This is a genomic window from Erysipelotrichaceae bacterium 66202529, assembly GCA_017161075.1.
Classification (GTDB): Bacteria; Bacillota_I; Bacilli_A; order Erysipelotrichales; family Erysipelotrichaceae; genus Clostridium_AQ.
Genome location: CP046174.1, coordinates 1,097,547 through 1,110,126, shown reverse-complemented (window position 1 = coordinate 1,110,126; position 12,580 = coordinate 1,097,547). Strand labels below are relative to the sequence as shown.

At 50.2% G+C, this 12,580-nt stretch carries 15 protein-coding genes and 1 pseudogene; all 16 read left to right on the top strand.

The genetic code is table 11. The annotated features are described in order from the left end of the window. Positions 1–97: 97 nt before the first annotated feature. The 16 genes and pseudogenes from GKZ87_05280 (at position 98) to GKZ87_05205 (ending at position 12,572) form a co-directional block, all read left to right on the top strand. Positions 98–535 (top strand): hypothetical protein, encoded by a 438-nt coding sequence (locus GKZ87_05280; GenBank protein QSI27891.1) that lies wholly within the window; start codon positions 98–100, stop codon positions 533–535. Between the two features lie 4 nt (positions 536–539). Next, complete coding sequence (locus GKZ87_05275) at positions 540–872, top strand: hypothetical protein (GenBank protein ID QSI24948.1); 333 nt, start codon at positions 540–542, stop codon at positions 870–872. Next, positions 872–3,145: a DNA primase gene (locus GKZ87_05270; GenBank protein ID QSI24947.1), complete on the top strand. Its 2,274-nt coding sequence runs from the start codon at positions 872–874 to the stop codon at positions 3,143–3,145. Before GKZ87_05275 ends, GKZ87_05270 begins: the two co-directional genes overlap by 1 nt. A gap of 139 nt (positions 3,146–3,284) precedes the next feature. Beyond that, on the top strand, positions 3,285–3,566 hold the full coding sequence (locus GKZ87_05265; GenBank protein ID QSI24946.1) for a VRR-NUC domain-containing protein: 282 nt from the start codon (positions 3,285–3,287) through the stop codon (positions 3,564–3,566). Beyond that, positions 3,547–4,890: an ATP-dependent helicase gene (locus tag GKZ87_05260; GenBank protein QSI24945.1), complete on the top strand. Its 1,344-nt coding sequence runs from the start codon at positions 3,547–3,549 to the stop codon at positions 4,888–4,890. Before GKZ87_05265 ends, GKZ87_05260 begins: the two co-directional genes overlap by 20 nt. A gap of 45 nt (positions 4,891–4,935) precedes the next feature. Then, positions 4,936–5,355, top strand: a complete 420-nt coding sequence (locus GKZ87_05255) for a DUF1492 domain-containing protein (GenBank protein ID QSI24944.1) — start codon at positions 4,936–4,938, stop codon at positions 5,353–5,355. Positions 5,356–5,479: 124 nt separating this feature from the next. Continuing rightward, complete coding sequence (locus tag GKZ87_05250) at positions 5,480–5,839, top strand: HNH endonuclease (protein ID QSI24943.1); 360 nt, start codon at positions 5,480–5,482, stop codon at positions 5,837–5,839. Between the two features lie 110 nt (positions 5,840–5,949). Continuing rightward, on the top strand, positions 5,950–6,504 hold the full coding sequence (locus GKZ87_05245; GenBank protein QSI24942.1) for a terminase: 555 nt from the start codon (positions 5,950–5,952) through the stop codon (positions 6,502–6,504). A 1-nt stretch (position 6,505) separates the two neighbouring features. Then, positions 6,506–7,686: pseudogene (locus GKZ87_05240) on the top strand (methionine adenosyltransferase). Next, a complete protein-coding gene (locus GKZ87_05235; GenBank protein ID QSI24941.1) occupies positions 7,670–8,905 on the top strand; it encodes a DNA modification methylase in 1,236 nt (411 codons plus the stop codon). The pseudogene GKZ87_05240 and the gene GKZ87_05235 overlap by 17 nt, the downstream one beginning before the upstream one ends. A 122-nt stretch (positions 8,906–9,027) precedes the next feature. After that, complete coding sequence (locus tag GKZ87_05230) at positions 9,028–9,747, top strand: virulence protein (protein ID QSI24940.1); 720 nt, start codon at positions 9,028–9,030, stop codon at positions 9,745–9,747. Then, a complete protein-coding gene (locus GKZ87_05225; GenBank protein QSI24939.1) occupies positions 9,731–9,964 on the top strand; it encodes a DUF4314 domain-containing protein in 234 nt (77 codons plus the stop codon). Before GKZ87_05230 ends, GKZ87_05225 begins: the two co-directional genes overlap by 17 nt. Further along, positions 9,957–10,133: a DUF5049 domain-containing protein gene (locus tag GKZ87_05220; GenBank protein ID QSI24938.1), complete on the top strand. Its 177-nt coding sequence runs from the start codon at positions 9,957–9,959 to the stop codon at positions 10,131–10,133. Before GKZ87_05225 ends, GKZ87_05220 begins: the two co-directional genes overlap by 8 nt. Positions 10,134–10,265: 132 nt before the next feature. Next, positions 10,266–10,610, top strand: a complete 345-nt coding sequence (locus GKZ87_05215) for a hypothetical protein (GenBank protein QSI24937.1) — start codon at positions 10,266–10,268, stop codon at positions 10,608–10,610. Positions 10,611–10,623: 13 nt separating this feature from the next. Next, a complete protein-coding gene (locus tag GKZ87_05210; protein ID QSI24936.1) occupies positions 10,624–10,866 on the top strand; it encodes a hypothetical protein in 243 nt (80 codons plus the stop codon). A gap of 140 nt (positions 10,867–11,006) precedes the next feature. Beyond that, positions 11,007–12,572: a terminase large subunit gene (locus GKZ87_05205; GenBank protein QSI27890.1), complete on the top strand. Its 1,566-nt coding sequence runs from the start codon at positions 11,007–11,009 to the stop codon at positions 12,570–12,572. The last annotated feature ends 8 nt before the right edge of the window (positions 12,573–12,580 follow it).

Genomic DNA, 12,580 nt, shown 5'->3' with positions numbered 1-12,580 from the left:
TCTCCAGTGGGAAATTAGAGGTGGACGCTCTTTTTCTATGCCACCCAGAAAGGAGGAAGCGTGCAATGAGCATCAGCAAATTTAACAACGAGGAGTGCTGCTCCCCAGTGGGGAGCGTCAAGCACCGACCGAACCGGCAGGTGAGACCTTTTGGCCCACCGCCTATGGCGCACTGTCTGTCATCGATAAGGAAGAACGAGCACGACCTGCCTTCAGGCCTATCGTCTACATCTGCTCTCCCTTTGCCGGAGATATTGACACCAACCTAAAAGCTGCCAGAGCCTACAGTCGCTTTGCCGTAGAAGCCGGATACATCCCTATCGCACCACACTTGTTATTTCCGCAGTTTCTGAATGGCGCAGACCCACAGGAACGAGAGCTTGGGCTGTTCTTCGGAAATGCCCTAATGAGCAAGTGCTCCGAGGTCTGGGTGTTTGGCAAACGTATCTCATCCGGCATGGAAGCTGAAATTGAACGAGCCAAGTGGAAGAACTACCGCTTGCGCTACTTTACTGAAAATCTTGAGGAGGTCTAAGACTATGTACGAAGTAATCGAAAAAAGAAAAAGACTGCCAGACGGCACTGAAATAAGCACCTATACCCGTGAGGTAATAAGCTGCAACATTCTCGAAGCGGAAGCTGGCACAACTGGCTATCAGGGTGGGGACACTGGTCATGGCGGACGCACCTATTTCCGTATTCAGGATGCAGGATGCACTGATATGGACATTCATGTACTACGAGACCGCTTCGGTGATTCCACAGGCTTTGAGGTTTTCCTTGGCGGCGACTGTGAGCTTGAAACCACTATTCGTGCTCTGAAATTCATCACCAAGGTACTGGAGGAAGAAGCCAAGGAGGTGTTTGACTAATGTTTACACTTTATTCTGCGGACGTTACCGGAAATCCCGGTAACTGCTCCTACCCTCATAAGCAGGTAGTTTTAGATGAGGCAAGCCTGAAAGCTGCTATTTGCCACGATTATGTTTGTGCCGAGTATCGAAACAGCTATCGTAATGGCGAAAACTTCCTCGGTAGCGACTGCCTGCCGGTAGACTGCGATAATGACCACTCCGAAAATTCTGAAGACTGGATTACACCGGAGGATGTTCTGCAGGCTTTTCCAGGCGTGACCTTTGCCATTCATTACAGCCGCTTTAACCAGCGTGAGAAAAATGGCAAGGCTGCAAGGCCCAAATTCCATGTGCTATTTCCCATTGAGACCGTAACCGATGCTGGCCTGTACAGCGATATGAAGAAGCTGGTCAATTCCATTTTTCCGTATTTTGACACACAGGCGCTGGATGCCGCACGTTTCTTCTTTGGAACTGCTGCTGCCGAAGTAGCACTGTATCCGGGCCGCATGAACTTGACTGAGTTTCTGGACGATGACCTATTCGATGAAGGTCTGCCGGAGGGGCAATACGATTCTTCTGTTATCCCGGAGGGCAGCCGCAATGCAACGCTGAGTCGCTTCGCCGGTCGTGTCATCAAGAAATACGGCGATACGGACAAGGCCTACCAGACCTTTCTTGAAGAAGCCGCCAAATGTGAGCCGCCGCTGGATAATAGCGAGCTTGGTACTATCTGGCACAGCGCCCAGCGTTTTTACGCAAGGCTCTCCAATCAAGAGGACTATGTGGCACCGGAGGTTTATAACGACCCTTCCTGCTATAAGCCGGGCGATTATTCCGATGTTGGACAGGCTGAGGTGCTGTCGAAGTATTTTTCAAAAGAGCTGCGCTATTCTCCGGCCACCCACTTTATCCGCTACTCTGACCACTATTGGCAGGAATCGGAGCCCGGCGCACAGGCTGTTGCGCATGAACTGACCCGTCGCCAATTAAAGGAATCGGGTAACGACCTGCTCTCCGCTTTGGAAAAGCTGAAGAACTGTGGTGCACAGGCGATTTTGGACAGCGCCTCCAAGAGCAAGGCCGAACAGCTGATGAATGAGGAACAGCTGCAGGCGTTTCAGGAATTTTCCGCAGCCAAGGCCTATCAGGCGTTTGCAGTCAAGCGCCGTGATTCCAAAAACATCACTTCAACATTGAAGGAATCGCACCCAATGCTGGAGATTTCGCCGAGAGATTTGGATGCCGACTGCTTCGCTCTTTGTACCCCTGAAGCTACTTATGACCTTCGCAAGGGTGTGGCTGGAGCCAGGGAGCATCTGCCGGAGGACTACATTACCAAAATCACCTCTGTATCACCGAGCCAAAAGGGTCAGCAGCTTTGGCTGGATAGCCTTGACCTTATCTTCCAGAGTAATAGGGAGCTTATCGATTATGTGCAGATGATTTGTGGTCTGGCGTCTATCGGCAAGGTTTATGTCGAGGCCCTCATCATTGCCTACGGTGATGGCCGAAATGGTAAGTCTACCTTCTGGAATGCAATCTCCAGAGTGCTTGGCTTGTACAGCGGCAATATCTCCGCCGACACCCTGACCGTAGGCTGCCGTAGAAACATCAAACCGGAAATGGCCGAGGTCAAGGGCAAGCGTCTGCTTATTGCAGCAGAAATGCAGGAGGGTGCCCGTTTGAACGACTCTACCGTCAAGCAGCTCTGTTCCACAGATGATGTGTTTGCTGAAAAGAAGTATAAAGACCCCTTCTCCTTCAAGCCCTGCCACACGCTGGTGCTTTATACCAACCATCTGCCTCGTGTCAGTGCATCCGATGATGGTATCTGGCGTCGCCTTATCGTCATTCCGTTTGGTGCCAAGATTACCGGCAACAGCGACATCAAGAATTACGGCGAGTACCTGTATGACAATGCCGGTGATAGCATTCTGGCGTGGGTCATCGAGGGTGCCAAAAAGGTCATTGAGCTGGATTACCAGATTCCCGTACCGGCCTGCGTACAAAAGGCAATCGACGAATACCGTAATCAAAATGACTGGTTTGGCCACTTCATGGAGGATTGCTGCGATATTGACCCGACCTATAAGGAAAGCTCCTCTGGTTTGTATCAGGCGTATCGCAATTACTGCTTGGATACCAATGACTATGTGCGTAATACGGCAGACTTCTATCTTGCCTTGGAGAGCGCTGGTTATGAGCGTGTCACGCTGAATCGCAAGCGCTACTTTAAGGGCCTGCGCCTGACTCAAAGAAACGATGCTGAGGAAGATTTCTTGAGCTGATTTTTAATAATGACAAGGTGTATCAAGGTCATATACAAAAATTCTCTTAGCACTATAAAAAAAGCTATAAGAAAAAGTTAGGAAAAGACCCTTGATACACCTTGCAGCTCTTCTTAAAAAGCCTGACGGGAGGACAAGTATGCGAGAAAAAACGATAGAAACCAAATTAACTGTGGCGGTCAAAAGGGCCGGTGGCATCGCTGTAAAGTTCGTGTCTCCGAGTTTCGATGGGATGCCCGACCGACTTATCTTATTACCTGATGGCGTAATCGCTTTTGTAGAACTGAAGGCATCGGGAAAACGTCCACGCCCACTACAGGAAGCAAGGCACAGGCTGCTGCGCTCCTTAGGCTTTCGTGTTTATGTCATCGATAACCCTGAACAGATTGGAGGAATGCTTCTTGAACTTCAAACCTCATGATTACCAAACCTATGCTATCGACTACATCGAGGAGCATCCCATAGCTGCTGTGCTGCTGGATATGGGCCTTGGCAAAACGGTAATTTCCCTGACTGCCATTGCAGACCTGTTATTCGATAGCTTTCTGGCCCACCGCATTCTGGTGGTCGCCCCACTTCGAGTGGCTCGTGATACCTGGCCAGCAGAGCTTGAAAAGTGGTCTCACCTAAAAAACCTGACCTTTACAGTTGCTGTTGGCAGCGTGAAAGAACGCCGAGCAGCTTTGATGACTGCAGCAGATATTACCATCATCAACCGTGAGAATCTTGGATGGCTGATTGAGGACAGCGGATTTTCCTTTGACTATGATATGGTGGTCATCGACGAGCTCTCCTCTTTCAAAAATCACCAGTCGAAACGCTTCCGTTCCTTGATGAAGGTACGGCCCAAGGTCAAACGCATTATAGGTCTGACAGGCACGCCCAGCTCCAACGGCCTTATGGATTTATGGGCTGAGTTCCGGTTACTGGATATGGGCAAGCGCCTCGGTCGCTTCATTACCGAATACCGTAACAATTATTTTTTACCAGATAAACGAAATGGCATGATTATCTATTCCTACAAACCGCTGCCCTATGCAGAGGAGCTTATCTACAGGCAGATTTCAGATATTACGATTTCTATGAAATCCACTGACCACCTGCAGATGCCGGAGCTGATTTCTTCGAAATATGAGGTGAAGCTCTCCGAGGAAGAGCGCCTGCGCTACGAGGAGCTGAAGAAGGATTTAGTATTGCAGCTCCCAGACGGTGAAGTGACTGCTGCAAATGCTGCCTCTCTTACCGGCAAGCTATCCCAACTGGCCAATGGTGCAATTTATGCCGATATCGGCGATACCATTGAATTTCATAACCGGAAGCTGGAGGCGCTGGAGGATATTCTGGAGGCTGCAAACGGCAAGCCTGTTCTGGTGGCCTACTGGTTTAAGCATGACCTGGAACGTATCAAACGGCGCTTCCCGGTAAGAGAAATCAAAGAAAGCCGGGATATCACCGATTGGAATGCAGGAAAAATCCCGGTAGCTGTTATTCATCCTGCTTCTGCCGGTCATGGCCTGAATTTACAGGCTGGCGGCTCCACCCTTATCTGGTTTGGGCTGACCTGGTCACTGGAATTATATCAGCAGACCAACGCCCGATTATGGAGGCAAGGCCAGACATCCGGCACTGTGGTGATAGAACACCTCATCACAAAAGGCACCATCGACGAGCGCATCTTAAAGGCCCTCTCCCAAAAGGAGCTGACCCAGACCGCTTTGATTGATGCCGTAAAAGCCAATCTATGACAATCAAAGACAATCCGAGGGAAATAAAAATTCCGGAGGTATCGTATGACAGAAAAAGAATACTTACTACAGGCCCGTTATCTTGACGAGCGTATCAACTCTAAAATCCAGCAAATTGCTTCCTTGAACGAGCTGGCCACCAGATGCACCTCTACGATTTCAGATATGCCGAGAAATCCGAATCATGGCGGCTCCCGTATGGCTGATGCTGTAATCAAGATTGTTTCTCTGCAGGAAGAAATCAACGAGGACATTGATGCACTGGTTGACCTGAAGCATGAAATCATGGGTGTCATCAAGGCAGTTCCCAATGTGGAATACCAGACCCTTTTAGAAAAGCGCTACCTGTGCTTTGTCACCTGGGAGCAGATAGCCGTGGATATGAACTATTCCATGCAGCACATCCACCGCATGCACAGCGCTGCACTAAAAGAAATTACTGTGCCGCCAAAGCATGAGAGCTAATGTGATAGAATGAGAATCCCTTCCTATGATATTATTACAATAGCGAAAAGCGAAAATCACAGAGAGCCTTGTAGGTCACCCCGACCTGCAGGGCTTTTCTTATGCCCAAAGGAGGTGAACGCCAATGCCAAGAAAACCCAAACGACCGTGTTCTCATCCCGGTTGCCCCAACCTAACAGAGGGTCGCTACTGTCCCGAACATGAAAAGGAAGAGAACAAGCGCTACGAACGATACGACCGTGACCCTGCTGTCAAGCGACGCTATGGACGGGCTTGGAAACGTATCCGTGACAGCTTCGCTGCTGCCCATCCACTTTGTGAGCAGTGCCTGAAGGACGGACGTTACGTTGCGACCGAGGAGATACATCACAAGCTCCCACTCTCACAGGGTGGTACGCACGATAGAAGTAATCTCATCGCCCTTTGCAAAAGCTGTCATGCGAAGCTCCATGCCGAACACGGAGACCGTTGGCACAACCGGTAGGGGCGGTCTACTTCTCTACGGTGAAGTTCCCGTGGAACGGGCGTGGGCTCTTACGCACAAAGTCGCAAATTCAAACGGGGTATACAGGCCCCAGAACAGGAGGTGTGAAAATGGCTAAGGACGGTACTAACCGTGGCGGTGCTCGTATAGGAGCTGGAGCCAAGAAAAAGCCCTTAGCTGATAAGCTCGCCGAGGGAAATCCGGGCAAACGAGAGTTGACTGTCATTGACTTCGATAACCAATCAGCCGATTTAGAAGGTCAGCCGATGCCCAAACCCTCCAGACTATTATCCGCAAAGCAAAAGGACGGTAAAAAGCTGCTTGCTCCGACAGTTTATAAAAAAACATGGGAATGGTTGCAGGAGCGCCATTGTGCTTCCTTGGTCTCTCCAGACCTTTTGGAACGCTATGCTATGAGCGCTGCCCGGTGGATTCAATGTGAGGAAGCCATCTCGGAGTTCGGCTTTTTAGCCAAACACCCCACTACCGGCAATGCAATCCAATCTCCCTATGTGGCGATGAGTCAGAACTTTATGTCCCAGACCAATCGTCTCTGGATGGAAATCTATCAAATTGTAAAAGAGAATTGTGCCAACGAGTACAACGGTGCCACTCCAATGGATGACACGATGGAACTACTGCTGCGTGCACGGAAAGGAAATTGATATGAACATTACTTATAAAACTGCAGAATCTGTCTGCGAAGGGCATCCTGACAAGCTGTGTGATAAAATTGCCGATGCAATTTTGGATGCATATCTACGAAAAGACAAAAGTGCTCATGTTGCTGTGGAGGTTATGGCCGTTGGCCGTCGCATCATTATTGGAGGTGAAATTAGCTCCACTGCCAAGGCAGCCTTCAGGCTGTCGTCTGGCGTGTGCTGGACGATATCGGCATGAAATCTTGGAGGCGCCTGCTTCAGGTTTATATGAGAAAGCAGAGCCCGGACATCGCTGGCGGTGTGAATTACTCCTTAGAAAGCCGTAACGGCGACGACAGCTGGTATTCCTCTATAGGTGCTGGCGACCAATGCACTGTTTATGGTTACGCCATTGATGAGGGCGGCTATTGCTACCTTCCTCTTCCACTGCTCTATGCACATGACATCTGCAAGAAGCTGGATGAATGCCGTAAGTCCGGTCTTGTTCATGATATTTTGCCAGATGGCAAGGCTCAGGTCACTATTGAATATCATGACGGACAGCCTGCTCGTGTGAAGGCCATCGTGGTTTCTATCCAGCATAAGGAAAGCGTACAGCTGGAACAACTACGCAGCGAAATCATCTCCAATATCCTGTGGCCCGTTTTTGAGAAGTTCCCGTTTGATAACGATACCGAGATTTTGGTGAATCCTTCCGGTCGCTTCGTCAAGGGTGGCCCGGATGCTGACACCGGCCTCACGGGCAGAAAGCTGATGGTGGATAGCTACGGTGGTCTTGCTCATCATGGCGGTGGTGCCTTCTCCGGCAAAGACCCCTCAAAGGTTGACCGCTCCGGTGCCTATATGGCTCGTTACATTGCCAGAAACCTCGTCTCCTCTCGAATTGCGAAGGAATGCGAGGTCAGTATCTCTTATGCCATTGGCAAGGCTGACCCTGTGGCCTTCACTGTGAATACCTTCGGTACCAGCAAGTATTCGGACGACGCAATCTGCAAGGCCTGCCTTGAGGTCTTCAACCTGCGTCCTGCAGCCATTATCGAAAAGCTGTGTCTGCGCAATGCTGATTATGAAAAGACTGCCACCTATGGTCATTTTACTGGTTATAACACTTGGGAGGATACGCTCTCCCTGAAGGAAGATATTCGTTTGGAGGAGGTCGTGAAAAAGTATGCAGATTGCGATTAAAAATGTAAAAGACCTGCTCCCGGCAGAATACAATCCTCGTAAGGATTTGAAGCCGGGCGACAAGGAATATGAAAAGCTGAAGCGCTCCATCGAGCAATTTGGTTATGTGGAACCTGTCATCTGGAACGAAACCACCGGTCGTGTGGTCGGCGGTCACCAGCGCTTGAATGTGCTGCAGGACATGGGCCTGTCCGAAGTGGACTGCGTCATCGTCCAGATGGACGAAGAAAAAGAAAAGGCTCTGAATGTGGCCCTCAATAAAATCAGCGGCGAATGGGATAATGACAAGCTGGCCTTACTTATCTCAGACCTGCAGGGCTCTGACTTTGATGTTTCTCTTACTGGTTTTGAGCCGGAGGAGCTGGAGGACTTGTTCCGAGAGGATACGAAAAGTGGCGTAAAGGACGATGACTTTGATGTGGAGGCTGAGCTGCAGAAGCCGACCTTCTCCAAGGCCGGTGACCTTTGGCTGCTGGGTGACCACCGTTTGGTCTGCGGCGATTCCACCAAGCCAGAAACCTATGAGCTTCTGATGGCCGGAAAGCAGGCAAACCTCGTAGTGACCGACCCACCCTACAATGTCAACTACGAAGGCTCTGCCGGGAAAATCAAAAATGACAATATGGGCAACGATGCCTTCTACCAATTCCTGTTTGATGCTTATACGCAAATGGCTGCTGCAATGGCAGACGATGCCAGCATATACGTTTTCCATGCAGATACTGAAGGTTTGAATTTCAGGAAAGCCTTCACGGACGCAGGTTTCTATCTTTCCGGCTGCTGCATTTGGAAAAAGCAGTCCTTGGTGCTGGGCCGTTCACCGTATCAGTGGATGCATGAGCCTGTGCTCTATGGCTGGAAGAAATCCGGCAAACACCAATGGTACACCGGACGCAAGGAAACAACCATCTGGGAATTTGATAAGCCAAAGAAAAATGGTGACCATCCTACTATGAAGCCGATTCCGCTTCTGGCTTATCCCATTATGAATTCCAGCATGACCAATTCGCTTGTCCTCGACCCCTTCGGTGGCAGCGGCTCCACACTGATTGCCTGCGAACAAACCAAGCGCAGCTGCTACACCATTGAGCTGGATGAAAAGTTTTGCGATGTTATCGTAAAACGCTACATTGAGCAGGTCGGCTCCGCTGAAAAGGTCTCTGTCCTTCGTGAGGGCTTGACCTACAGCTACGAAGAAATCACTGCTGTGGAGGTGTAACCGCCTTGGTACAATACACAATTCTAAAGGCACATCTTTGTCACGTTTATTCTCGGAATTGACTTGCTAATATGTGCCTGTAGAGTGATTAATGTAGTACCAAAATAAAGGAGGTACACACCATGAAAGTTACTTACAATCTTACCGACAGAAAGCCTTTTTTAAAGGCCCTTGAGGAAATCACAGGAGTCAAGGCAATCTACAAAAAGACACCGACCTACGCCTACGAGGTAGATTATTTCACCGTTACCAGAGAAGGTAATCTTACCTTCAACGACATGGCCGACAGCAAGGAAATCGAGCGAGTGTTGGCGGCCCTTGCAGAGCACGGCTTCACCTACGAAAGCATTGAATACGATGAGCCTCAGCCGGAGCTTAGCGAACAGGAACCTTTGGCGGATTGCCCTCCAGCCTATGCTGCTCCTGAAGAAGAAACCGGACTGACCGTCTGCTTGCCGCTGGACAAGGTCGCAGCCGGAAACCTGACAAATCTTCTGGACGCTAAGGGCAGCCTCATTAAAGCAGCGCTGAATATTGAAGAAACACCAATCTTCATCACCGAGGAGACGATTTCCTTCCCTTGGTTTCACAAGCTGCCGGAGCCGGACGAGATCAAGGCCTACACCCACTTCATTGCAGCCCTTTGCCAGATGAGCAAAAATCAAAAGCGCATCAGCGCTACGGAAAAGCCCGTGGAAAACGAGAAATACGCCTTCCGCTGCTTTCTCCTTCGACTTGGCTTCATCGGTAACGAATATAAGGAAGAACGGAAAATTCTCCTGCGCAGGCTTTCGGGCAATAGCGCCTTCAAAGGAGGTGAAGGCCATGCGATTTCCGAATAAAGAAACGGTTGACCGTGTTCGACGCCAATATCCAACTGGCTCCCGTGTGGAGTTAGTTCGGATGGAGGACGTGCAGGCCCCACCCATTGGCACCAAGGGTACCGTTACAGGTGTGGATGACACTGCATCGATTATGGTTTCCTGGGATAATGGCTCCAGCTTGAACGTGATTTATGGCGAGGATATTTGTAGAAAGGTTGTGGAGGAGCATGAATAAAAAAGTACGAGAACAAATTATGAAGGTGCGTGACACCGCCCTCATCAATATGCTGGACTTTTCCGGAGTGCAGAATGTCGCCAATGAAATGGGCTTTCTGGAGCTGGTGGTTTACATCGAGGAACACCCAGAAGAATACGGCAATTTCATCCTGACTGGCGAGGTGTAAGGTACACCAAATAGCACACAATCCACCGCTTATGTTTGTAACATATATATCTCCAAATTGACTGGATATATGTGCTTTACAGAGGTAATATGCTACTACCGAAAGGGAAAAACACATACGGAGGAAACGAAAATGAAGGAAATTAAAGCATTCGAGGAAGCAAGAAACAACAAGGACAGCAAGGTAAACCGCACAGTCTTCTGGGCCTACGAGGCCGCCAAGGAAGCCGGAAACGACCTGCTGGATTTCAACGAGGTTATTTGGGAACAGGACATTCCTGAAATCCTGAACACCTGCAAGGAACACGGCATTTCCGAATTCACCATCAGCTCAACCTTCTCCAGCTTGATTGCCACCCTTGCCGAGTTCGAGAAACTTGGCTGCCACATGGCCGGGCTTACGGAAGTCAACGCTCGCTACACCGACTACCGCACCGGCGAAAAGCAAATCATCCCTGCAATCAAAATGAGCCTGTAAGGAGGAAGAAATTATGTGGAGCGAAGGAACAATCGGAATTCCAGCTGAAGGCAGCAAATATACCGCAGTGCATTATTGGGTAAAGCATTTCGAGGAGCCAAGCGAAGAATACGGCATCAACAGCGGCAAGATTTCCAAGCTGATGCTGAAGGCTGGCGGCGAGGTCATCTGCAACTACGATAGAGGCTGGGACATCAAGCCCACCTGCAAGGAAGCCGAGCTTGCGCTTTGCATCCTCTTGAACAACTACAACTAACCACCTGAATACAATCAGGCAGGACGGAGCCGAAGGGCTCTGTTCCTTGTACACAAAGTCGCTGACAGGCGGCTATTTTTTATGCCAGAAAGGAGGCTGCACCGTTGAGAAAACTAAAAAACCACAAACCCACGCGCTTTATGGCTGCGGACTCCACCTACAATAAACAGATGGCGGATTACGCAGTCAATTTTATTGAATGCCTCTGCCATACCAAAGGCACCTGGGCCGGAAAGCCCTTCGAGCTGATTGATTGGCAGGAACAAATTATCCGAGACATCTTCGGCACCCTCAAGCCCAACGGCTACAGACAGTTCAATACCGCCTATGTGGAAATTCCCAAGAAGATGGGCAAGTCCGAGTTGGCCGCTGCGGTGGCCCTGCTGCTTACCTGCGGCGACGGTGAGGAACGTGCGGAGGTCTACGGCTGTGCAGCTGACCGCCAACAGGCGACCATTGTATTTGATGTGGCCGCTGATATGGTGCGTATGTGTCCTGCACTCAATCGCCGAGTGAAAATACTAACCTCACAGAAGCGTATCGTTTACCAACCTACCAACAGCTTCTATCAGGTACTTTCCGCAGAGGCCTACAGCAAACACGGCTTCAATATTCACGGCGTTGTCTTTGATGAGCTGCACACCCAGCCCAATCGAAAGCTCTTTGATGTTATGACCAAGGGCTCTGGCGATGCTCGTATGCAGCCGCTGTATTTTTTGATTACCACTGCCGGTACCGACACCAACAGCATCTGCTATGAAACACACCAGAAGGCCAAGGATATTCTAGAGGGCCGCAAGCTGGACTCCACCTTCTATCCGGTCATCTACGGTGCTGATGAAAGCGACGACTGGACTGACCCGGAGGTCTGGAAGAAAGCCAATCCCTCCCTCGGTATCACAGTCGGCATGGATAAGGTAAAAGCAGCCTGTGAATCCGCCCAGCAGAATCCCGGCGAGGAGAACTCCTTCCGGCAGCTGCGACTCAATCAATGGGTCAAGCAGGCAATCCGCTGGATGCCGATGGACAAATGGGATGCCTGCTCCTTTAAGGTGGATGAGGAGGCGCTGGAGGGGCGGGTCTGCTACGGCGGCCTCGACCTTTCTTCCACTACTGACATTACCGCCTTTGTGCTGGTGTTCCCACCGGAGGATGAGGATGACAAATACTCCATTCTCCCGTATTTCTGGATACCGGAAGAAACCATCGACTTGCGAGTGAAGCGTGACCACGTTCCTTATGATGTTTGGGAGCGACAAGGCTTCGTGCAGACCACCGAGGGAAATGTCGTGCATTACGGTTATATCGAAAAGTTCATCGAGGGCCTCGGTGAACGCTTCAATATCCGTGAGATTGCCTTTGACCGCTGGGGCGCTGTACAGATGGTGCAGAACTTGGAGGGCATGGGCTTTACTGTTGTGCCCTTTGGACAGGGCTTCAAGGATATGTCGCCTCCGACCAAAGAGCTGATGAAGCTGACCTTGGAGCAGCGGCTGGCCCACAGCGGTCATCCCGTACTCCGCTGGATGATGGATAACATCTTCATCCGTACCGACCCGGCTGGCAACATCAAGGCCGACAAAGAAAAATCCACAGAAAAGATTGACGGCGCTGTTGCTACCATCATGGGCCTCGACCGAGCTATCCGCTGTGGCAACGACGCAGGTGCTTCTGTTTATGATGACAGAGGCATTTTGTTTATCTGAAGGGAGTG

Excerpts from the sequence above, each read along its gene's own strand:
- GKZ87_05270 (QSI24947.1), top strand. The coding sequence starts at position 872 with ATGTTTACACTTTATTCTGCGGACGTTACCGGAAATCCCGGTAACTGC.
- GKZ87_05215 (QSI24937.1), top strand. The coding sequence starts at position 10,266 with ATGAAGGAAATTAAAGCATTCGAGGAAGCAAGAAACAACAAGGACAGC.
- GKZ87_05225 (QSI24939.1), top strand. The coding sequence starts at position 9,731 with ATGCGATTTCCGAATAAAGAAACGGTTGACCGTGTTCGACGCCAATAT.
- GKZ87_05205 (QSI27890.1), top strand. The coding sequence starts at position 11,007 with ATGGCTGCGGACTCCACCTACAATAAACAGATGGCGGATTACGCAGTC.
- GKZ87_05250 (QSI24943.1), top strand. The coding sequence starts at position 5,480 with ATGCCAAGAAAACCCAAACGACCGTGTTCTCATCCCGGTTGCCCCAAC.
- GKZ87_05235 (QSI24941.1), top strand. The coding sequence starts at position 7,670 with ATGCAGATTGCGATTAAAAATGTAAAAGACCTGCTCCCGGCAGAATAC.
- GKZ87_05230 (QSI24940.1), top strand. The coding sequence starts at position 9,028 with ATGAAAGTTACTTACAATCTTACCGACAGAAAGCCTTTTTTAAAGGCC.
- GKZ87_05220 (QSI24938.1), top strand. The coding sequence starts at position 9,957 with ATGAATAAAAAAGTACGAGAACAAATTATGAAGGTGCGTGACACCGCC.
- GKZ87_05265 (QSI24946.1), top strand. The coding sequence starts at position 3,285 with ATGCGAGAAAAAACGATAGAAACCAAATTAACTGTGGCGGTCAAAAGG.
- GKZ87_05210 (QSI24936.1), top strand. The coding sequence starts at position 10,624 with ATGTGGAGCGAAGGAACAATCGGAATTCCAGCTGAAGGCAGCAAATAT.
- GKZ87_05255 (QSI24944.1), top strand. The coding sequence starts at position 4,936 with ATGACAGAAAAAGAATACTTACTACAGGCCCGTTATCTTGACGAGCGT.
- GKZ87_05245 (QSI24942.1), top strand. The coding sequence starts at position 5,950 with ATGGCTAAGGACGGTACTAACCGTGGCGGTGCTCGTATAGGAGCTGGA.
- GKZ87_05275 (QSI24948.1), top strand. The coding sequence starts at position 540 with ATGTACGAAGTAATCGAAAAAAGAAAAAGACTGCCAGACGGCACTGAA.